We start from the raw sequence: 21,901 nt of genomic DNA, 5'->3' as shown, positions 1-21,901 counted from the left end.
AACTCCTACATTGCCGCGCCAATGCGGCCTTTGCGCAGGGCGTCGATGACCGCGTCCTTTGGCCCGTCGGCGACGATCTTGCCGTTGTCCAGCACCAGTAGACGGTCCACCAGGCTGAGCATCGAGGTGCGGTGGGTCACCAGCAGTACCGTCTTGCCTGGCACCCAGGCCATCAGGCGCTGGCGCAGTTGTTCCTCGCTGCTGTTGTCCATGTGGCTGGTGGGTTCATCGAGAATCAGGATCGGGGGCTCCAGCAGCAGGGCCCTGGCCAGCAACACGGCCTGGCGCTGGCCACCGGACAGCAGCTGGCCTCGTTCGCCCACCGGGCGGTCGAAGCCACTGGGATGTTGCCTGGCCAGCTCGCTGACGCCGGTCAGTTCGGCCACTTCGAGCATGCGTGCATCGCTGACGTGACGTGCGCCGAGGGTGAGGTTATCGCGCAAGGAACCGGCCAGCAGCGGCAGGTCATGGGCCACGTAGCCGATCTGGCCACGCAGGTCGGCAATATCCAGTTGGCGCAGGTCGAGGTTATCCAGCAGCACCTGGCCTTCGTCAGGGTGATGAAAGCCCATCAACAGGCGTGCCAAGGTGCTCTTGCCCGAGCCGCTGCGGCCGATGATGCCAATGCGCTCGCCAGGGCTGAGGCTGAGGTTGACGTCATGCAGCGCGGCATGGGTTTGCCCTGGGTAGCGGAAGCTGACGTGGCTCAGTGCCAGGCCACCCTTGAGCGTGGTGTGCTCCAGCGCTTGCTGTTCGGCCTGGCGCTCCTGAGGCAGGGCCATCAGCGCGTCGGTGCTGCGCATGGTGAGCTGAGCCTGCTGGTAGCGGGTGATCAGCCCGGCGATCTGCCCCAGCGGTGCCAGCACTCGGCTGCCGAGCATGTAGCTGGCCACCAGGGCGCCGACACTGAGGTTGCCGGCGAAGATGCTGTAGACCCCGGCCACGATGGTGGCCATGCCGCAGAACTGCTGGATGAACAGGGTGCCGTTGCTGGCCAGGGAGGAGAGGTTGCGGGCGTGGGCATCGAGGCGGGCGATGGCGCCGTTGGTGTGTTCCCACTGGTACTGGCGTTCGCTTTCGGCGCCGCAGGCTTTGAGAGTTTCCAGGCCACCCAGGGTTTCGATTAGCAGCGCTTGGCGCACCGCGCCCAGGCTCAGGCTCTTTTGTACGGTGTCACGCAGACGAGCCTGGATCAGCAGGGCGAAGCCCACCGCAACGGGGAAGGCGATCAAGGGAATCAGCACCAGCCAGCCGCCGAGCAGGCCTATCACCAGAAGCATCAGGGCAACGAAGGGCAGGTCGATGATGCTGGTCAGGGTCACGGCGGTGAGAAAATCGCGTAGCCCCTGAAAGTCGTGGATGCTTTGGGCGAAGCCGCCAATGGTGGCGGGCTTGGCCTTCATCGCCATGCCGGTGATGCGCTCGAACAAAGTCGCAGACAGAATCAGGTCGGTTTTCTTGCCGGCTTGATCGAGCAAGTGGGCGCGGACCATGCGCAGCACCAACTCGAACGCAGTGCCAATGAACAGGCCAGCGACCAGTACCCACAGAGTCGATACAGCCTGGTTGGGCACCACGCGGTCGTAGGTCTGCATGACGAACAGCGGTACCATCAAGCCGAGCAAGTTGATCAGCAGGCTGGCCAACAAGGCATCGCCATACAGCCAGCGTGAGTGACGCAGTGTGTCGCGGAACCAGGCGTTGACCCTGGGTAGCAAGGGCGAGCGCAGGTCTTCCAGGGTGTGTCGGGGGCGAGCGAAAAGGGCGTTGCCACTGTAGGCCTGGTCCAGCGTTTCACGCTCGACCCATTGCTCACCGCCTTCGGCTTCGCAGGGCAGGATCAGCGCACGGCCGTCATCGCCCCAGCGCTGCAGCACGGCGCTGCGGCCGTCGTTGAGCAACAGCAACACCGGTAGGTTGAGGGGCGAAATGTCAGCCAGGCCACGGGGCAGGACGCGCGCCTGTAGGCCAGCCCTGGCGGCTGCTCGTGGCAGCAGTGCCGGGCCCAGGCGCTGCTGGGCCAGGGGCAAGCCGCTGCACAGACTGGCACGGCTGGCCGGGCGACCATGCAGGCGACACAGGATCAGCAGGCCATCGAGCAGTGGGTCATCGACATCCGGGCGCGGCTGCGCGCTTTGCATACTGGTCACGATGGACTACTCCCGCGACGTTGGATGGGGTGCAACGCCTTGCGAACCGGATCTGCCTGCGGCTGTACCTAGCGCATGTCGGGCAGTCTTGCCTCGTTGCGCACATCGCTCTTGGCAATGGCCTCTGGCGGCAGCGAGATGCGTTGCTTGCTCAGCAGTTCGCCCATGGTCGCCAGGACCCGATACATCGAGAACTCCTCGGTGTACCGTACTTCGGTGTAGCGGCGGTTGGCGTTGTACAGCTCGTTTTCGCTGTCCAGCACGTCCAGCAAGGTTCGCTGACCCAGGCCGAACTGGTCCTGGTAGGCGGCTCGTACTCGCTGGGTGGTTTCGGCGTATTCACGAGCGGTCGGGGCTTGCTTGCGGGCGTTGTTCATGGCGTTCCAGGCCAGGGCCAGGTTCTCGTTCAGCTCGCGTAGGGCATTGTTGCGGATGTCCATGGCCTGGTTGATCTTGTGCGCATCCGATTGCAGCCGGGCCTTGTCGCTACCGCCGCGGAATAGGTTGTAGCTGAGCTCTACGCCGGCCTGCCAGTCGTTGTTGCTGTGGCCTTTTTCTCCACCCAGGTTGTTATTGGCGCCGGTGGCCAGCACAGCGTCCAGGCGCGGATAGAAAGGCGACTTGGCCACTTCGTACTGCTGCTCGGCGGCATTCACATCGGCCTGGGCCGATTTCAGGTAGGGGTTGTTCTCCAGCAAGCCCTTGCGTGCCTCATCCAGATTGGCAGGTACCTGGCCCTTGATCGTGGACGGGGTTTCCAGTTCGTCGGGCATGCGACCGATGACGCTGTAGAAGTTGGCCTCGGCGTCCGCCAGGTCGACTTCGGCGGTGTCCAGGTTGTTCTCCGCCAACGCGCGACGGGCCCGGGACTGGTCGAGGTCGGCGGTGCTGCCGACGCCACGCTCGCTGCGCAGGCCGATCTGGTCGTTGACCCGCAGATGGGCCTGCAGGTTGTTTTTCGCCAAGGTCACCAGCTCACGGCGCTTGAGCACCTCCAGGTACACCTCGATGGCGCGTAGGGCAACCGTCTCGGCGGTGGCCTGGGTGTAGTAGGCCCGCGAGTTGGCCACCGCCTCGGTGCGGCCTACCTCGTTGGGGGTGTTGAAGCCATCGAACAGCATCTGCCGAAGACGCAGTTCCGACTGGGTGTAGTTGAGCGTTTCCTTGCGGTGGTTGCTGGTGCCGTCAGCGTTGAGTCCACGAGTATTGAGGTTGTCGGAACGTTGGCGGCCATAACCGGCCACCAGGTCGACAGTTGGGTAGTACCCCCCGCGAGCGAACTTCACATCCTCGTCTGCCGACAGTCGACTATTGCGGCTGGCGCTGATCTCGGGATGTTGGTCCACGGCGTTCTGGACGGCCTCGTTGATTGACATCGCCTGAACGTTGGCACACGCCATGGCCAACAGCACTGCACTGGTGATGGGGGTTAACACGCGCATGGGGTACATCTCCCTGGTCCAAAAAAGTCCTGCTTTTCGCCAAAAAAATGACGATATTTATGCTTCAAACCGTTTCAAGTTTGTAACAACAGAGCTAAGAACATTTAGGGCGCGAGCTAAGAAGATTTTTTCATAATACCTATGCGAAAAAAAACTTATGCGGTCTATGCAAACCAAGACATTGTTTCTTTCAGGTGAATTTGAAACTCGTGGTAGGCCACGGTTTTCAGGCATCGCGGTGAGTTCCAGATTTTTTACAGCTAAAGACGCAGGACGGTTAGGCAAAGGTGGTATTTGGCGACAATTTTTTGGCACAAAATGATGGCCAACTTACATTAATACTATCGCCAAAGTAGTCACCTGAAGGATCGATGCTCACCGCGACCACGCTTGAGCTCGACTCCTTGATCTGCGCTGCGCCCTGTCATTGGCTGTAAAAGCCTATCGGTTAGGGGAGGCGTGCGCTCATGGCTAAGTTAGTCGGTGTGGTCAGCAAGGTGGTCGGGCAGGTGTTCGCGGTCGGCAGCGACGGTGGGCGACGGCCCTTGGTGGAGGGCGACCGCCTGTTTGCCGGCGAGCAATTGGAAACTGGCGCAGCCGGGGCCGTGGCCGTGCGTTTGCACAATGGCGCCGAGCTGACCCTGGGGCGTGACAGCAGCCTGACCATGACCTCCGACCTGCTGGCCAACCAGGCGCCTCACGCCCAGGACCACGGCACGGCGCCGAGTGATGCGCAGCTCAGTGATGTAGAACGCATTCAGCAGGCCATTGCCGCAGGCGATGACCCTACCCAGTCCGCCGAAGCCACGGCTGCTGGCCCATCCAGTAGTGGCGCACCCGGCGCCCTGGGCGGCGGCCACAGCTTCGTGATGTTGACCGAGGTGGCCGCGCGGGTCGACCCAACGGTCGGCTTCCCAACGGCAGGTTTCAATTTAATTCCCGAGCTGGCCACGCGCGAGATTGCCGGGACGGATCCCAGCAGTGATGACAATGGTGATGTGCTGCGGCCCACGCCGCCGCAGGATGAGAACAATCCTGTCGAACTGCAGGGGTTGGATCTTGCACCGAGCGAACTGACTTTCAGCGAAGCCAACCTCGCCGACGGATCGGCCAGTGACCCTTCCGCGTTGACCCAATCCGGCAGTTTCACCGTGGTGGCGCAGGATGGCGTGTTCAATCTCAGTGTGGGTGGCATCAATGTCGTGACCGCTGGCGTTGTCACAGGCGTTGGCCAATCCATCATCACCGCTCAGGGGAACCTCCTGACCATTACCGGTTACAATCCTACCACCGGTGTGGTGACCTACAGCTACACCCTTACCGGGGCCGAGCAGCATGGCACTGGCGAAGGGGTTCGCACGGTGCACGAACATTTCCCGGTTCTGGTGAGTGACCGCGACGGCGACATTGCGCAAGGTTCGTTGGATGTGAACATCCGTGACGATGCGCCCAAGGCTCATGACGACAGCAACGCCGTCACTGCCACCGAGCAGCACACCGCGCTGACCGGCAACGTGCTGGGCAACGACGTGCAAGGTGCCGACCGTGTGGTCGGCGGCCCGGTCATCGCCGGTACCTTCACCGGTACCTACGGCACGTTGGTACTGGCCGCAGACGGCTCCTACACCTATACGCTCAACACCAACGACCCGGACTTCAAGAACCTGGGGGGTGGCGGTAATGGTCTCGAGCACTTCACCTACACGATCAAGGACGCCGACGGCGACACCAGTTCCGCGACTTTGACCCTGAACATCAGCAACCTCAACGACCCGGTGACACTCGATGGATTGGAGGTACAGGGTGGTGAGCTGAACGTCTACGAGAAACACCTGGGCGATGGCTCGGCGCCCAATGCGTCAGAACTGACCCAGCAGGGCACGTTCAAGGTCACGGCGCCGGATGGCCTGCAGAGCCTGAGCGTGGGCGGTATCGCCGTGGTCACCGGTGGCGTGCCTGCCGGCTTCCCGCAATCGGTGGTGACCCCGGAGGGGCATACCCTGACCATCACCGGCTATGATCCCGCTACCGGTGTAGTCAGCTACAGCTACACCCTGACGGACAATGAAAGCCACGCCAATGGCGATGGCACCAACAGCTTCAGCGAGCACTTCCAGGTCATCGCCAAGGACGTCGATGGCAGCACCGCCACTGGCAGCCTGGATGTGAACATCGTCGACGACGTGCCCAAGGCTTATGACGACAGCAACGCCGTCACTGCCACCGAGCAGCACACCGCGCTGACCGGCAACGTGCTGGGCAACGACGTGCAAGGTGCCGACCGTGTGGTCGGCGGCCCGGTCATCGCCGGTACCTTCACCGGTACCTACGGCACGTTGGTACTGGCCGCAGACGGTTCCTACACCTATACGCTCAACACCAATGACCCGGACTTCAAGAACCTGGGGGGTGGCGGTAATGGTCTCGAGCACTTCACCTACACGATCAAGGACGCCGACGGCGACACCAGTTCCGCGACTTTGACCCTGAACATCAGCAACCTCAACGACCCGGTGACACTCGATGGATTGGAGGTACAGGGTGGTGAGCTGAACGTCTACGAGAAACACCTGGGCGATGGCTCGGCGCCCAATGCGTCAGAACTGACCCAGCAGGGCACGTTCAAGGTCACGGCGCCGGATGGCCTGCAGAGCCTGAGCGTGGGCGGTATCGCCGTGGTCACCGGTGGCGTGCCTGCCGGCTTCCCGCAATCGGTGGTGACCCCGGAGGGGCATACCCTGACCATCACCGGCTATGATCCCGCTACCGGTGTAGTCAGCTACAGCTACACCCTGACGGACAATGAAAGCCACGCCAATGGCGATGGCACCAACAGCTTCAGCGAGCACTTCCAGGTCATCGCCAAGGACGTCGATGGCAGCACCGCCACTGGCAGCCTGGATGTGAACATCGTCGACGACGTGCCCAAGGCTTATGACGACAGCAACGCCGTCACTGCCACCGAGCAGCACACCGCGCTGACCGGCAACGTGCTGGGCAACGACGTGCAAGGTGCCGACCGTGTGGTCGGCGGCCCGGTCATCGCCGGTACCTTCACCGGTACCTACGGCACGTTGGTACTGGCCGCAGACGGTTCCTACACCTATACGCTCAACACCAATGACCCGGACTTCAAGAACCTGGGGGGTGGCGGTAATGGTCTCGAGCACTTCACCTACACGATCAAGGACGCCGACGGCGACACCAGTTCCGCGACTTTGACCCTGAACATCAGCAACCTCAACGACCCGGTGACACTCGATGGATTGGAGGTACAGGGTGGTGAGCTGAACGTCTACGAGAAACACCTGGGCGATGGCTCGGCGCCCAATGCGTCAGAACTGACCCAGCAGGGCACGTTCAAGGTCACGGCGCCGGATGGCCTGCAGAGCCTGAGCGTGGGCGGTATCGCCGTGGTCACCGGTGGCGTGCCTGCCGGCTTCCCGCAATCGGTGGTGACCCCGGAGGGGCATACCCTGACCATCACCGGCTATGATCCCGCTACCGGTGTAGTCAGCTACAGCTACACCCTGACGGACAATGAAAGCCACGCCAATGGCGATGGCACCAACAGCTTCAGCGAGCACTTCCAGGTCATCGCCAAGGACGTCGATGGCAGCACCGCCACTGGCAGCCTGGATGTGAACATCGTCGACGACGTGCCCAAGGCAGTTGCCGACTCTGCCGCCGTTCACGAAGGCGGCACGGTGACCGGCAACGTGCTGTACAACGACACTTTTGGCGCCGACACCCTGGGCGATGGCAAGTACGTGGTCGGTGTGCGCGCCGGCAGCGATACCTCCACCTCGGCCAGTGGTGGACTCGGTTCCAACATCAACGGCCAGTACGGTTACCTGACCCTGGATGCCAACGGCAATGGCGTCTACCACGCTTACCCCGACAGCGTGGCAGGCTCTGGAGCGACGGATACCTTCGTCTACACCATCCGCGATGCCGATGGCGATGAAAGCACTGCGACCATCACCATCAACGTGCAGGGCGTTTGCCTGGTGGCGTGCAAGGATGGCGACATTACGGTGTACGAAAATGCCTTGGACACCAGCAAGGACGGCAACGATCTTGCCCCCGGGACAGTCATTGGCAGCCATCCGAGTTCAACTGGTGAAACAGCATCCGGCACCCTGGTCGGCTCGGTCAGCGGTGGCATTGGGGCATTGACCTACAGCCTGGTTGGCAATGCGTCAGGGCAGTTCGGCCAGATCCAGATCAACCCGGACGGCACCTACACGTACACCCTGACGTCACCCGCCAATACGCCCGGTGCTGAGCAAACGGTCGAGCACTTCACCTACAAGGCTACCGACGCGCTGGGCAACAGCGTCACCAGCACTATCGCAATCACAATCGTCGACGACCTACCCAAGGCTTATGACGACAGCAACGCCGTCACTGCCACCGAGCAGCACACCGCGCTGACCGGCAACGTGCTGGGCAATGACGTGCAAGGTGCCGACCGTGTGGTCGGCGGCCCGGTCATCGCCGGTACCTTCACCGGTACCTACGGCACGTTGGTACTGGCCGCAGACGGCTCCTACACCTATACGCTCAACACCAACGACCCGGACTTCAAGAACCTGGGGGGTGGCGGTAATGGTCTCGAGCACTTCACCTACACGATCAAGGACGCCGACGGCGACACCAGTTCCGCGACTTTGACCCTGAACATCAGCAACCTCAACGACCCGGTGACACTCGATGGATTGGAGGTACAGGGTGGTGAGCTGAACGTCTACGAGAAACACCTGGGCGATGGCTCGGCGCCCAATGCGTCAGAACTGACCCAGCAGGGCACGTTCAAGGTCACGGCGCCGGATGGCCTGCAGAGCCTGAGCGTGGGCGGTATCGCCGTGGTCACCGGTGGCGTGCCTGCCGGCTTCCCGCAATCGGTGGTGACCCCGGAGGGGCATACCCTGACCATCACCGGCTATGATCCCGCTACCGGTGTAGTCAGCTACAGCTACACCCTGACGGACAATGAAAGCCACGCCAATGGCGATGGCACCAACAGCTTCAGCGAGCACTTCCAGGTCATCGCCAAGGACGTCGATGGCAGCACCGCCACTGGCAGCCTGGATGTGAACATCGTCGACGACGTGCCCAAGGCAGTCGCCGACTCTGCCGCCGTTCACGAAGGCGGCACGGTGACCGGCAACGTGCTGTACAACGACACTTTCGGCGCCGACACCCTGGGCGATGGCAAGTACGTGGTCGGTGTACGCGCCGGCAGCGATACCTCCACCTCGGCCAGTGGTGGACTCGGTTCCAACATCAATGGCCAGTACGGTTACCTGACCCTGGATGCCAACGGCAATGGCGTCTACCACGCTTACCCCGACAGCGTGGCAGGCTCTGGAGCGACGGATACCTTCGTCTACACCATCCGCGATGCCGATGGCGATGAAAGCACTGCGACCATCACCATCAACGTGCAGGGCGTTTGCCTGGTGGCGTGCAAGGATGGCGACATTACGGTGTACGAAAATGCCTTGAACACCGGCAGCAATCCGGCGTCGACCGCCGAAACGGCGTCCGGCAGCCTGGTCGGGTCGGTCAGTGGTGGTGTCGGCCCATTGACCTACAGCCTCGTTGGCAACGCCACCGGCCAGTACGGCCATATCCAGGTCAACCCGGATGGCACCTATACCTACAACCTGACGTCCCCTGCCAATACGCCCGGTGCCGAGCAAACGGTCGAGCATTTCACCTACAAGGCCACCGATGCGCTGGGCAATAGCGTGACGAGCACCATCGTCATCACTGTCGTCGACGATGTACCGAAGGCAGTTGCCGACTCTGCCGCCGTTCACGAAGGCGGCACGGTGACCGGCAACGTGCTGTACAACGACACTTTCGGCGCCGACACCCTGGGCGATGGCAAGTACGTGGTCGGTGTACGCGCCGGCAGCGATACCTCCACCTCGGCCAGTGGTGGACTCGGTTCCAACATCAATGGCCAGTACGGTTACCTGACCCTGGATGCCAACGGCAATGGCGTCTACCACGCTTACCCCGACAGCGTGGCAGGCTCTGGAGCGACGGATACCTTCGTCTACACCATCCGCGATGCCGATGGCGATGAAAGCACTGCGACCATCACCATCAACGTGCAGGGCGTTTGCCTGGTGGCGTGCAAGGATGGCGACATTACGGTGTACGAAAATGCCTTGAACACCGGCAGCAATCCGGCGTCGACCGCCGAAACGGCGTCCGGCAGCCTGGTCGGGTCGGTCAGTGGTGGTGTCGGCCCATTGACCTACAGCCTCGTTGGCAACGCCACCGGCCAGTACGGCCATATCCAGGTCAACCCGGATGGCACCTATACCTACAACCTGACGTCCCCTGCCAATACGCCCGGTGCCGAGCAAACGGTCGAGCATTTCACCTACAAGGCCACCGATGCGCTGGGCAATAGCGTGACGAGCACCATCGTCATCACTGTCGTCGACGATGTACCGAAGGCAGTTGCCGACTCTGCCGCCGTTCACGAAGGCGGAACGGTGACCGGCAACGTGCTGTACAACGACACTTTCGGCGCCGACACCCTGGGCGATGGCAAATACGTGGTCGGTGTACGCGCCGGCAGCGATACCTCCACCTCGGCCAGTGGTGGACTCGGTTCCAACATCAACGGCCAGTACGGTTACCTGACCCTGGATGCCAACGGCAATGGCGTCTACCACGCTTACCCCGACAGCGTGGCAGGCTCTGGAGCGACGGATACCTTCGTCTACACCATCCGCGATGCCGATGGCGATGAAAGCACTGCGACCATCACCATCAACGTGCAGGGCGTTTGCCTGGTGGCGTGCAAGGATGGCGACATTACGGTGTACGAAAATGCCTTGAACACCGGCAGCAATCCGGCGTCGACCGCCGAAACGGCGTCCGGCAGCCTGGTCGGGTCGGTCAGTGGTGGTGTCGGCCCATTGACCTACAGCCTCGTTGGCAACGCCACCGGCCAGTACGGCCATATCCAGGTCAACCCGGATGGCACCTATACCTACAACCTGACGTCCCCTGCCAATACGCCCGGTGCCGAGCAAACGGTCGAGCATTTCACCTACAAGGCCACCGATGCGCTGGGCAATAGCGTGACGAGCACCATCGTCATCACTGTCGTCGACGATGTACCGAAAGCCCACTGCGACACTGTCTCGGTGTACGAAGGTAGCTCGGTGACGGGGAACGTGCTGTGGAATGATGTAGTCGGTGCCGATACCTTGGGCGACGGCAAGTATGTGGTTGGCGTGCGTGCAGGCCACGATACCTCCACCTCGGCCAGTGGTGGAGTGGGGACCAACGTCAATGGCCAATATGGCTACTTGACCCTCGATGCCGATGGCAATGGCGTCTACCACGCCTATTCCAACAGCGTCTCAAAAGCCGGCGCTACTGACACCTTTGTCTACACCATCCGCGACGCCGACGGTGATGAAAGCACCACGACCATCACCATCAACGTACAGGACAAGAACGGGCAGGTGTGCGGGGATGAAGGCGTCCAAACGCTTGGCAATGGCTCGGGTCAAGACAAGAATGGCAACAACAGCCTGGTGTTCGAAAGCCAGGTCAAGGCTTTGGATCGCAGTGCGTTCATCACTACGCCTGGCGTCATGACCGCTGCACTGGTGGTGCTTGGCTACCTGGGCCCGGTTGGCAATGCTAACGCCGAAGATGTGTTTACCGTCAGCTTGCGCAAGGGCGAAACCCTGAAGCTGGACCATGACCGCCCGGACGGCAACTTGACCATGGAATGGAAGGATGCCGGCGGCAGCTACCAGCCTGTTGCCGACGGCGGCAGCTTTACTGCCAGCCATGACGGGGTTTACAGCATCCACCTGGTCAACCCATCCAACGCGTCTGGCAACAGCAAGGCGGCCGAAAATTACAAGCTGAGCCTGGTGGTCGACTATGCCAATGCTGAAAACGGGGCCCAGCACAGCGGATACACGATGAGCGAGCACCACGGCAGTGGTGCCAGCGGTACGCTCGACCTCACCTACCAGGGCAACGCGACGCACAATGGGTCGTCAGCCAACGATGTGTTGTTGGCCGGGGAGGGCAACAACACCCTGAACGGCAACAACGGGCACGATGTGCTGGTGGGCGGGGCAGGCAATGACAGTCTGTACGGAGGTAATGGCGATGACCTGTTGATCGGCGGCGCGGGCAATGACGTGCTCGATGGCGGCAATGGTATCGACACCGCCAGCTATGCCAGCGCTACCGGACCGATCACTGTGAACCTGAGCATGGATGGTGCCCAGAACACAGGTGGGGCTGGGGTCGATACCCTGGCGCGTATCGAGAACCTGATTGGCTCGGACTATGGCGATACGCTGATCGGCAGCAGCGGTGACAATGTGCTGGATGGAGGTTTGGGCAACGATATGCTCAACGGGGGCAGTGGCCAAGACACCCTCATCGGCGGCCCAGGCAACGACACGCTGACGGGCGGCATTGGCAACGACACCTTCGTCTGGCACAAGGGCGACGCAGGCCACGATACGGTCACCGACTTCACGCCGGGCAGTGACCATCTCGACCTGTCGCAGTTGTTGCAGGGCGAGCATGCTACTGCGGCGTCACTGGATGACTACTTGCACTTCAAGGTCAGTGGTACGGGCACGAATGTGGTTTCAACCATCGAAGTCAGCAGTGTGGCGGGGGCGCCACCCACCCAGACCATCGATTTGGCGGGGGTGGATCTGGCCCAGCATTATGGCGTGACAGCGGGGGCGGGCGGCGTGATTTCGGCGGGGCCGGACACAGCGACGATCATCAATGGCATGCTCAATGATCATTCGCTGAAGGTGGATACCGTGTGAAATGACTGGCGTGGTCGGATTGCTGGGGCCGTTTGGGTCCCACAGACAACAGTGCGGTGCTTGGCGGGCGCATTCGCTGTCGGTACGTGCGCGGCGGTAATGACGGGATGGTGGGCTTGGCTGTTTCTCGTGGGAGCGGCCTTGCGTCGCGAAAGGGAGCGCGCAGCGGTCCTCGGGAGCCAGCCACGCAGTCCTCAACCAGGCCGGCGCAGGGTCTTCTGTTTGAGGATGTACACGCTGACCAACACCGCGCTGGTCAGCATGAAAGCGCGTGCCCAGAACAGCGGTACCAGGTAACAGGACAGGCTGATGCTCGCCCACATCAAGCCGATCGCATAGACCTTGCCCTTGAGCGGAATGCCTTCGCCGCTCAGGTAATCTCGAATCCACGGCCCCAGCGTAGGATGGTTGATCAGCCAGTCGTGAAAGCGCGGCGAACTACGGGCGAAGCAGGCTGCTGCCAGCAGGAGGAACGGGGTGGTGGGCAGCACCGGGAGGAAGATCCCCAACACCCCGAGCGCAACGCTGAGCCAGCCAATGGCCAGCAGCAGGTAGCGCATGACCGACTCAGTGGTGGCGTGGCTTGAGCAGTGCCGGCTTCTCGTCAGGTGCGTGCAGCAGCAGGAACAATGCACTCAGCGCCTCGGGAATCTGCACGATCATGTCGTCCTGCAGGTTGGCGTTACTGGCAATGTCGCTGAACTCGGGCTGCTCGTCGAACAGGCCAGAGCCGACCATGATCGGCAGCAGCATCTCGCTGACTTCTTCTTCGGCGTTTTCGAACCAGGCTTCCTCGCGCAGGAAGACGCCTTCCATGAACCCGATGCACCAGCCACGCAGGTCGGAGTCATCCGGCTCATCGGTCAGGTCCAGGTCGCACGGCAGGTCGAACTCTTCGTCGCTGGCCAACTGGCGGGCGATGTGGGCCTTGAGTGCCACCAGGGTCGCCTCGATCTCGGTGCGCTGGGCATCGCTGGCGTAATGGGGCTCTTCGGCGAACAGCGCGTCGATCCATTCGCGCTCGGGCACTTCTTCCGAGCAGATCGACAGCGCGGTCAGGTAGCCATGGGCGGCGACGTAGTCCAGCGCTTCTTCGTGCAGCTCATCGGCGTCGAGGAAGGCTTGCAGGCGGGTCAGTTGCTCGGCGAAGGACATTACAGGGCTACCTTGGGGAATAAACGATAGTGAATTCTAGCACCTTGCAGCGGCGACGGTGCAAAGGGAACGTCTGTCACCAGGGCACCCTGTGCCACGATGCACTGCGGTATACTCCGCGATTTTTCATCCAGGGGCGGGTTTTCCCGGTCATCTGGCAAAAGCCGCTTACGCATTTGCTGTGTGCGCAGCGGGTTTTTCGTCCAGCCTGTGTCCAGGATGGTACGGCGATTGGTGGAGTTGCACATGCTCGAACAGGCTCAGCGCGTTCTCAAGGATATCTTCGGCTACGACAGTTTCCGCGGGCGTCAGGCCGCGATCATCGAATGCGTGGCCAAAGGTGGCGATGCCTTGGTGCTGATGCCCACCGGTGGCGGCAAGTCGCTGTGTTTCCAGGTGCCCGGATTGCTGCGCACGGGCTTGACTGTGGTGGTGTCGCCCCTGATCGCGCTGATGGACGATCAGGTCGCTACTCTCGATGAGCTGGGCGTTGCGGCCGCCGCGCTGAATTCGACCTTGAGCCCCGAGCAGCAGCGCGACCTGGCCGGGCGTTTGCGCCGCGGCGAAGTGAAGATGCTCTACCTGGCGCCTGAACGTCTGGTACAGCCGCGCATGCTGGAGTTCCTGCGAGGCCTGGACATCGCCCTGTTCGCCATCGACGAGGCCCATTGCGTTTCGCAGTGGGGCCATGACTTCCGCCCTGAATACCTGCAACTGGGCCAGTTGGCCGAATTGTTCCCGCATGTACCGCGCATTGCGCTGACGGCCACCGCCGACATGCGCACCCGGGAGGAAATCGTCCAGCGCCTGCACCTGCAGGGGGCTGAACGTTTCCTGTCGAGTTTCGACCGGCCGAACATCTTCTACCGTATCGTCCCTAAGGAGGCGCCGCGCAAGCAGCTGATGGCATTCCTGGGCGAGCGTCGTGGCAACGCTGGCATCGTCTACTGCCTGTCGCGCAAGAAGGTCGACGAAACCGCTGCCTTCCTGTGTGAGCAGGGCTTCCCGGCGCTGCCGTATCACGCCGGCCTGGCTGCCGAGACACGGGCAGCCAACCAGCACCGCTTCCTCAACGAGGAAGGGTTGATCATGGTCGCCACCATTGCTTTCGGCATGGGCATCGACAAGCCCAACGTGCGTTTCGTGGCTCACCTGGACCTGCCAAAGTCGCTTGAAGCCTACTACCAGGAAACCGGCCGCGCCGGCCGTGACGGGTTGCCGTCCGACGCCTGGATGGCGTACGGCCTGCAGGACATGGTGATGCTCAAGCAGATGCTGCAGAACTCCGAGGGCGACGAACGCCACAAGCGCATCGAGCAGCACAAGCTCGACGCGATGCTGGCCCTGTGTGAAGAAACCCGCTGCCGGCGTCAGGCCCTGCTGGCTTATTTCGATGAAATCCTCGAGCAGCCATGTGGCCATTGCGACAACTGCGTCGACCAGGTTCAGACCTGGGATGCCACGGAACCGGCGCGCCAGGCGCTGTCGACGGTATTTCGCACAGGTCAGCGCTACGGTGTCGGTCATCTGGTGGATGTCTTGCTGGGCAAGGACACCGAAAAGGTGCGCAACTTCGGCCACGAGAAACTTTCGGTGTTCGGGGTAGGCAAGGCGCTGGCCGAGGCCGAGTGGCGTTCGCTGTTCCGTCAACTGGTCGCACGCGGGTTGGTGGACATCGACCTAGAGGGTTATGGCGGTTTGCGTCTGTCCGACAGCTGCAGGCCCCTGCTGCGCGGCGAAGTGACCTTGCAGTTGCGCCGCGACCTCAAGCCCCAGACGGTGGCCAAGACGTCCTCCAGCGCTGGCAGCCCTGCCAGCCAACTGGTGCGCGCCGAGGAGCGCGAGCTGTGGGAAGCGCTGCGCACGTTGCGGCGCAAGCTGGCCGAGGAGCACAGCGTGCCACCTTATGTCATCTTTCCCGACTCGACGCTGCTGGAGATGCTGCGCAGCCAGCCTGCCAGCCTCAGCGACATGGCCCAGGTCAGCGGCGTCGGTGCGCGTAAACTGGAGCGCTACGGCCAGGCCTTCCTCGAGGTGCTCAATGGCGCGGGCGGCACGGCTGAGGCGCCGAAGGTGGTGCTCGACTTGCGCCACGAACTGGTCAGCCTGGCCCGTGCCGGCATGACACCTGCGCAAATCGCCGGCCAGCTCAACTGCAGCGAGAAGAACGTCTATAGCCTCCTGGCCGAAGCGCTGGGTCGTCAGGAACTGAGCCTGGAGCAGGCCCTGGATCTTCCCGAAGACCTGCTCATGGAAGTTCAGGACGCCTTTCTCGACGGTGAGGGCGAGTTGCCTCCGGTGTCTGCGATTGCGCCAATGTTCGGGGCGCGGGTGCCGGAGGGGGTGCTCTATTGCGTCCGGGCGGCGCTGGCGGCGGAGTTCGAACTCTGATCGCAGGCATTTCGCCCAACGGCTGACCTTTGTCATGCTTTTTGACGATAATCGGACGTTTCCGCGCGGCGCAGCCTTGCTTGATGGCAGCGAGCATGGTTAGCTGGCTAATAATTAGTTCTAGTCAATGAGTTGCTTATGCCCCTGACCGACAACCAACACCGTTTTGGCATGCAGCTGGCCCAGATGTCCCGGGGTTGGCGTGCTGAACTGGACCGCCGCCTGGCCGGGCTCAACTTGTCCCAGGCTCGGTGGCTGGTGTTGCTGCATCTGGCGCGTTTCGACGAAGCTCCCACCCAGCGTGAGCTGGCCCAGAGTGTCGGGGTCGAAGGGCCGACCTTGGCGCGTCTGCTCGATAGTCTGGAAAGCCAGGGGCTGGTGCGCCGTCAGGCGGTGATGGAGGACCGGCGTGCGAAGAAGATTCTGCTGTGCCCACCGGCCAAACCGCTGATCGACCAGATCGAAACCATCGCCAATGCCTTGCGCCAGGAGCTGTTCACCGGGGTGGAGGAAGCGGACCTGGAAGTGTGCATGCGCGTGCATGCGAAGATTCTGGCGAACCTCGAAAAGTCCTGACCCCTAGGTAAATGCAGGCGCCGGCTTGCTGGCGATTGGGCTGCAGCGCGGCCCTGGCGCGTCAGAAGGTATGCCCCAGGTTCAGATACACCGCCTTCTGATGCGCATCGTTCGCCCCGTAACTCAAATTCAGCGGCCCCAGCGGCGTCTCCAGCCCCAGGAAGATGCTCGCCGCATTGATGTAGCCACTGTCGAATTCATTGTCGTTGTTCCAGGCTCGGCCACGCTCCAGCGAGCCGCCGATGTACAGCGGGAAATCCAACGGCACATAGGCCCTGGGCGTCAGGCGACGGTAGTAGACCATGCGCAGGAGGCTGATGTTCTGCCCTGACACCGAGTCCTGCCGAAAGCCCGAGAGCTGTCGCGCACCACCGATGACGAAACTCGAGGTGACCACTTCGGCGTCATCCAGCGTGCGCCCGTAGCGGCCGCCCAGCACCCAGGTATTCGGCCCGCTGCTCATGGCTTTGTCCAAGTTGAACTGCCATTGCCTGTAGTCCTGGTCCGAATCCAGCGAGGCATCATACTTGCGCAAGGTCAGGCCAATATCTTCGCCGTGGTGAGGGAAGTACACATTGTCGAGTGTATCGAACGAGTACTTCAGTTCATAGAAGCCCTCGTTGAAGCTGACCTTGGGCAGGTCCTGGTCGCCGACGCGCACGTCAGCTTCGCCCCAGGCCTTGCCCACGCCCAGGCGCACTTCGCCATTGGTGCTGATCTGACGGCCGACATTCAGGCCGAAACCATAACGTTCGAGGCGGTATTCAGCGATGGGGTCGTTGTCCAGCGTCGCCTCGATGTTCTGCGAGCCGAAGTCCAGGTACGGCGCCACGAAGTAACGTGAACCCACGTCCAGCGGTTGGTAGAACTCACTGTAAAGCTCCTGCAGGTCGCCGATCTGTGCGCGGGTCAGCCATTCGGCACCCAGGCTGTTGATACCGTTGACCCGATAGCTGGCGCCCAGGTTGAAGGCACTGTCGCCACGCAGGTCATCCGACAGGTTAAGGCCCAGGCGCAGGTAGTCGGTGCCGCTACGTTTCCCGCGGGCGTTGATCACCAGGGTATTATCGTCGCCCTTGTGCACCACGCGGTACTGCACCCGGTCGAAGTAGTCCAGGCCATACAAGGTGCCCATGTCGGTTTGCAGACGGTCCAGCTCCAGAGGTGCGCCGATCGGCTGGCGGATGTAGGAACGAATGACCTCGTCGCTGACCTTGGCGTCGTTCTCTATCCGAATCCGGGTAATGACCGGCGTGCGCTGGCGGGGCGAGCGGGCCGCGGCCAGGCCTGCATCGCCGTCGGGCTGGCGTAGGCTGGCCAGGCGCGAATCGAGCAGGCGGGTGGCGCGGTAGCCCGCGTCGATCATGTCATGGGCGCGGCCGAAGTCGGTGACGCCATAGGCAGCCAGCGGCGGCTGGATCAGGATGTCGTCGCGGTGCAGGCTGGCCAGTTGCTCCTCGGAATTGCGCCGGGTCATCAGGGTGATCGACTGGTTGAGCACATCGACCACCGTGGCCAGCTGTTTGCGGTCACGTAGTGGAGTACCGATGTCCACGACGATGGCCAGGTCCACGCCCATGTCGCGGGCCACATCCACGGGGATGTTGTCGACCATGCCGCCGTCCACCAGCAGGCGTCCGTCCAGCTCGACAGGCGCGAACACCGCGGGTATCGACATGCTGGCACGGATCACCTGGGGCAGATGGCCACGGCGGAACACCACTTTCTCGCCGCTGGCGATGTCGGTGGCCACGGCGCGGAAAGGGATCGGCAGTTTGTCGAAGTCGCGGGTGTCGGCAGTGTGGGCCAGTTTGCTTTCCAGCAGCAGGGACAGGTTCTGGCCCTGGATCACGCCCAAGGGCAGGCCGATGCTACCGTCGTCGCGAAAGCTCAGTTTCTGTTTGACCAGAAAGTCGCGGTCGTCCTGTTTGCGGCGAAACGGCACGTCCTTGCGCGGTGGGGCGTCGGACAACGCCTGTTGCCAGTCGAGTGTGGTGGCCAGTTTCTCCAGCTCCTGAACGCTGTAGCCCGAGGCATACAAACCGCCGATCACCGCGCCCATGCTGGTGCCGGCAATGGCATCGATGCGTACACCCTGTTCCTCCAGGGCCTTGAGTACGCCAATGTGAGCCAGGCCACGGGCGGCGCCACCGGAGAGCACCAGGCCAACCTTGGGCCTGGCTTGCTCGGTGGCGAGGGCGGTAACGGAGGTGAGCATCAGCAAAAGGCAGAACAGCAGGCGGCGCATCGTGAGTCTCAAATACTGGCGTAAAGACCGCTAGTATAAGCGGCCCCTTACCTGGAGATGCCTCGCCATGGCCAACAGCAAACCGGAAATCGTTATCAACTATTGCACACAGTGCCAGTGGCTGCTGCGCGCCGCCTGGTTGGCCCAGGAGCTGCTCACTACGTTTTCCGACGACCTGGGGCGGGTGGCGTTGGAGCCGGGTACCGGTGGGGTGTTCCGGATCACCTGCGATGGCGTGCAGATCTGGGAGCGCAAGGCCGATGGTGGCTTCCCCGAGGCCAAGGTGCTCAAGCAGCGGGTCAGGGATCAGATCGACCCGCAGCGTGACCTGGGCCACAACGATCGTTGATCAAGTGCTTTCGGCCAGTGGCCGCTGCCTTGCCGGCTGTTGCGCAGCGAGGCGGCTGGACAGCACGATGGCGAAGATGATCAGTGCGCCGCCCAGCAACATGCGGGGTGTGGGTGTTTCGGCGAAGATCGCCCAGGCCACGGCGATGCCATAGACCGGCTCCATGCCGAACACCACGGCAGCGGTGCGCGCCTTGATCACTGCCAGGCTTGCGACGAACAGGCTGTGGGCGACCCCTGTGCAGAAGATGCCGAGCAGGGCGATCCATAGCCAGTCCATCGGTGCCACGGCAGCCAGGCCTGGCAGTGCCACCGGTAGCAGGCACAGGGTGACCACCAGGTTTTGCCACAAGGCCGCCTGGACCGCTGGCAAGCGCCCCGAGCCGGCCCGATTGGTCAGTGACAGCAGCGAGAACAGCAAGCCCGACAGCAAAGCCCAAAGCAGGCCCCCGGTGGCCTCGCTGGCAAGGTCGAACGATGGGGTGACCAGCACCAGTCCGATACTCACTAAAAGCACCAGTAGCGTTTCGTTGCGGCGGATACGTTCGTGAAACAGCAGGCCTTCGAGTATCACGGTGAACGCCGGGAAGCTGGCGAAGCCCAGTGTCGCGATGGCCACGCCCCCGACCTTGACCGCGATGAAGAAGCTTACCCAGTGGCCAGCCAGCAAAACGCCGCCGAGCAGCAGGCGGCGGATGTCCTGGCCTTTGAGCGAGTACCAGCCCTGGCGGGCAAGGCTGGCGAACAGGGCGAGGGCGAGCACGGCAAAGGCGGCGCGACCGAACACGATGATCGCCGGGCTGGCGCTGGCAGCGAGCTTGCCGAATACGCCAGTCAGACCGAAGAACAGCGCGCCAATGTGTAGGGCGCCGAGGGCGGTGCGGTGGTTCATGATGGTCCTTGAGCAATTGAAAAGTCAGCCCCGGCCCTATCGCTGGCGAGCGGGGTCCTACTGGTGACGTGCAGTCCTTGTAGGCATTGGAACAGGTTCAGTGTAAGACGCCAGACTCTCGCTAGTCTGTCGCGACCCTCGCGTCATTTGTCGCCAGGCTCTCGCCGCAAGGCCAGGGGCGTGCACCCGAACATCCGCAGCACGGCTGCCGAAAACGCGCTTTGCGAGCCGTAGCCAACCCGCGCCGCGATTTCGCCCACCGCGAGCGAACTCTGCTTGAGTAATTGCCGCGCCATGAGCAACCGGCGCTGGCGAATGTAGTCCATCGGTGTCATGCCGCATTCGGCGATGAAGCGTGCGTGCAGCCGGGCGCTGGACAGCCCGGCCAGGCGCGCCAAGTCGGCGACCTGCAGCGGATAGGCCGCGTGCTGCTCGATGTGCGCGTCGAAGGCCGCATAAGGTAGTCGGTGGCTGGGTGCGATGGCCGCTGCCGCCGTGGGGTTGAGGCTGGCCAACAGCAGCACCGCGCCCTGCCGGGCAATGAGCGGATCGTCTACCGGGCTGTTGGCCAGCCAGTCCACCAGTTGCTGCTGGCGGGCATCGAGGTTCCGCGCGCCGGGATTGTCCAGCAGGCGCCGGCTGGCATCGGCGTGTTCACCGAGCTGCTCGTGCAACCAATGATCCCCGGGTACATCCAGCACCAGGCAATGGCTGCCGGCATCGCTGCCGCAGGCATGGTGGGCACCGGCAGGTACCACCATCAGGCCTTGGCGGTCGATTCGCGCGCCATGCCCCTGGACCTCGAAATCAAGACGGCCGCGCAGGCCGAACACCAATTGTGGGTGCTCGTGGCTATGGGCGATCAGGTCGTGCCGGTAATGGCGCAGGGAAAGAATGCGGCCGACGGTCATGGGTGGTCCTCGCGGGGCAGGGTTTCATTGTGCCTGATTCACGTCGCACCATCACTCGTCATGCCGTTGCCACCAACCTGTCATCTGCGCCTGCCAGTCTCCAGCAAACAGCGCCGGAGCCAGCCCCATGACCCCTGTCGAACTCTCTCGCCCGTCGCGTAAACAGCGCGTTCGCACGTTGTGGATCTCCGATGTCCACCTGGGCACCCGGGACTGCCAGGCCGAGCACTTGTCGCAGTTTCTCAAGGGCTACCAGGCTGACAAGGTCTATCTGGTCGGCGACATCATCGATGGCTGGAAGCTTCGTGCAGGCATCTATTGGCCGCAAGCGCACACCAACGTCATTCGCCGGCTGCTGACCATGAGCAAGCGCGGTACCGAAGTGGTCTACGTGACCGGCAACCACGACGAATTTCTGCGCCGCTACTCCAAACTGTTGCTGGGCAATATCCAGCTGGTGGACGAGGCTGAGCACCTGACGGCGGATGGTCGGCGACTGCTGGTGATTCATGGCGATCAGTTCGATGTCATCACGCGTTACCACCGTTGGCTGGCTTTCCTGGGTGACCGCGCGTACGAAACCACCCTGGTGCTCAACCGCTGGCTCAATCACTGGCGGGCGCGATACGGCTATGGTTACTGGTCGCTGTCGGCGTACCTCAAGCACAAGGTCAAGGGGGCGGTGAACTTCATCAGCGATTTCGAGGATGCGATCGCCCACGAATGCACGCGGCGCGGTTTTCACGGGGTAGTGTGCGGGCATATCCACCATGCCGAGATCCGCAAGGTGGGAGAGGTGGAGTACCTCAACTGTGGGGACTGGGTCGAGTCGTGTACAGCGCTGATCGAGCACTGGGACGGCAGCATTACGCTGTATCGGCTGGCCGAGGCGCAGCAGAACGCCCGCATGGCGGTGTCGCGCGAGCCAGCGTGAGTGGC

12 protein-coding genes are annotated in these 21,901 nt (G+C 62.5%); 5 read left to right on the top strand and 7 right to left on the bottom strand.

The window, feature by feature from the left end:
* Positions 1 to 5: 5 nt before the first annotated feature.
* Both IF103_RS17285 and IF103_RS17280 read right to left on the bottom strand, forming a co-directional pair.
* Complete coding sequence (locus IF103_RS17285) at positions 6 to 2,141, bottom strand: type I secretion system permease/ATPase (protein ID WP_202676176.1); 2,136 nt, start codon at positions 2,139 to 2,141, stop codon at positions 6 to 8.
* Positions 2,142 to 2,218: 77 nt separating this feature from the next.
* Entirely contained in the window at positions 2,219 to 3,592 is a 1,374-nt protein-coding gene (locus IF103_RS17280) for a TolC family outer membrane protein (RefSeq protein WP_023381636.1), read from the bottom strand.
* Positions 3,593 to 4,059: 467 nt separating this feature from the next.
* Between IF103_RS17280 and IF103_RS17275 the strand changes: the two genes are divergently transcribed.
* Positions 4,060 to 12,441, top strand: a complete 8,382-nt coding sequence (locus tag IF103_RS17275) for a retention module-containing protein (RefSeq protein WP_202675507.1) — start codon at positions 4,060 to 4,062, stop codon at positions 12,439 to 12,441.
* Between the two features lie 194 nt (positions 12,442 to 12,635).
* Here the strand turns inward: IF103_RS17275 and IF103_RS17270 are convergent, their stop codons facing one another.
* Complete coding sequence (locus tag IF103_RS17270) at positions 12,636 to 13,001, bottom strand: YbaN family protein (protein WP_023381634.1); 366 nt, start codon at positions 12,999 to 13,001, stop codon at positions 12,636 to 12,638.
* A 7-nt stretch (positions 13,002 to 13,008) separates the two neighbouring features.
* Entirely contained in the window at positions 13,009 to 13,596 is a 588-nt protein-coding gene (locus IF103_RS17265; RefSeq protein ID WP_023381633.1) for a YecA/YgfB family protein, read from the bottom strand.
* Positions 13,597 to 13,842: 246 nt separating this feature from the next.
* On the opposite strand from IF103_RS17265, the gene recQ reads away from it, so the two are divergent.
* Both recQ and IF103_RS17255 read left to right on the top strand, forming a co-directional pair.
* On the top strand, positions 13,843 to 15,987 hold the full coding sequence (recQ, locus tag IF103_RS17260; RefSeq protein ID WP_023381632.1) for a DNA helicase RecQ: 2,145 nt from the start codon (positions 13,843 to 13,845) through the stop codon (positions 15,985 to 15,987).
* A 138-nt stretch (positions 15,988 to 16,125) separates the two neighbouring features.
* Positions 16,126 to 16,563, top strand: coding sequence for a MarR family transcriptional regulator (locus tag IF103_RS17255; protein WP_023381631.1), 438 nt, complete (start codon positions 16,126 to 16,128; stop codon positions 16,561 to 16,563).
* 61 nt (positions 16,564 to 16,624) lie between these two features.
* Here the strand turns inward: IF103_RS17255 and IF103_RS17250 are convergent, their stop codons facing one another.
* On the bottom strand, positions 16,625 to 18,811 hold the full coding sequence (locus IF103_RS17250; protein WP_023381630.1) for a patatin-like phospholipase family protein: 2,187 nt from the start codon (positions 18,809 to 18,811) through the stop codon (positions 16,625 to 16,627).
* Positions 18,812 to 18,878: 67 nt separating this feature from the next.
* Between IF103_RS17250 and IF103_RS17245 the strand changes: the two genes are divergently transcribed.
* Entirely contained in the window at positions 18,879 to 19,160 is a 282-nt protein-coding gene (locus IF103_RS17245) for an Rdx family protein (protein WP_023381629.1), read from the top strand.
* Here IF103_RS17245 and IF103_RS17240 read toward each other — a convergent pair whose 3' ends face one another.
* Complete coding sequence (locus IF103_RS17240) at positions 19,161 to 20,051, bottom strand: DMT family transporter (RefSeq protein WP_023381628.1); 891 nt, start codon at positions 20,049 to 20,051, stop codon at positions 19,161 to 19,163.
* Between the two features lie 143 nt (positions 20,052 to 20,194).
* Complete coding sequence (locus tag IF103_RS17235) at positions 20,195 to 20,962, bottom strand: helix-turn-helix transcriptional regulator (RefSeq protein WP_027908214.1); 768 nt, start codon at positions 20,960 to 20,962, stop codon at positions 20,195 to 20,197.
* A gap of 127 nt (positions 20,963 to 21,089) precedes the next feature.
* Between IF103_RS17235 and IF103_RS17230 the strand changes: the two genes are divergently transcribed.
* Positions 21,090 to 21,896, top strand: coding sequence for a UDP-2,3-diacylglucosamine diphosphatase (locus tag IF103_RS17230; protein WP_023381626.1), 807 nt, complete (start codon positions 21,090 to 21,092; stop codon positions 21,894 to 21,896).
* Positions 21,897 to 21,901 lie beyond the last annotated feature (5 nt).

The sequence above is a fragment of the Pseudomonas sp. SK2 genome, assembly GCF_016772395.1.
Classification (GTDB): domain Bacteria; phylum Pseudomonadota; class Gammaproteobacteria; order Pseudomonadales; family Pseudomonadaceae; genus Aquipseudomonas; species Aquipseudomonas taiwanensis.
The sequence above is the reverse complement of the archived record's forward strand: the minus strand, read 5'-3'. Positions and strand labels throughout refer to the sequence as shown.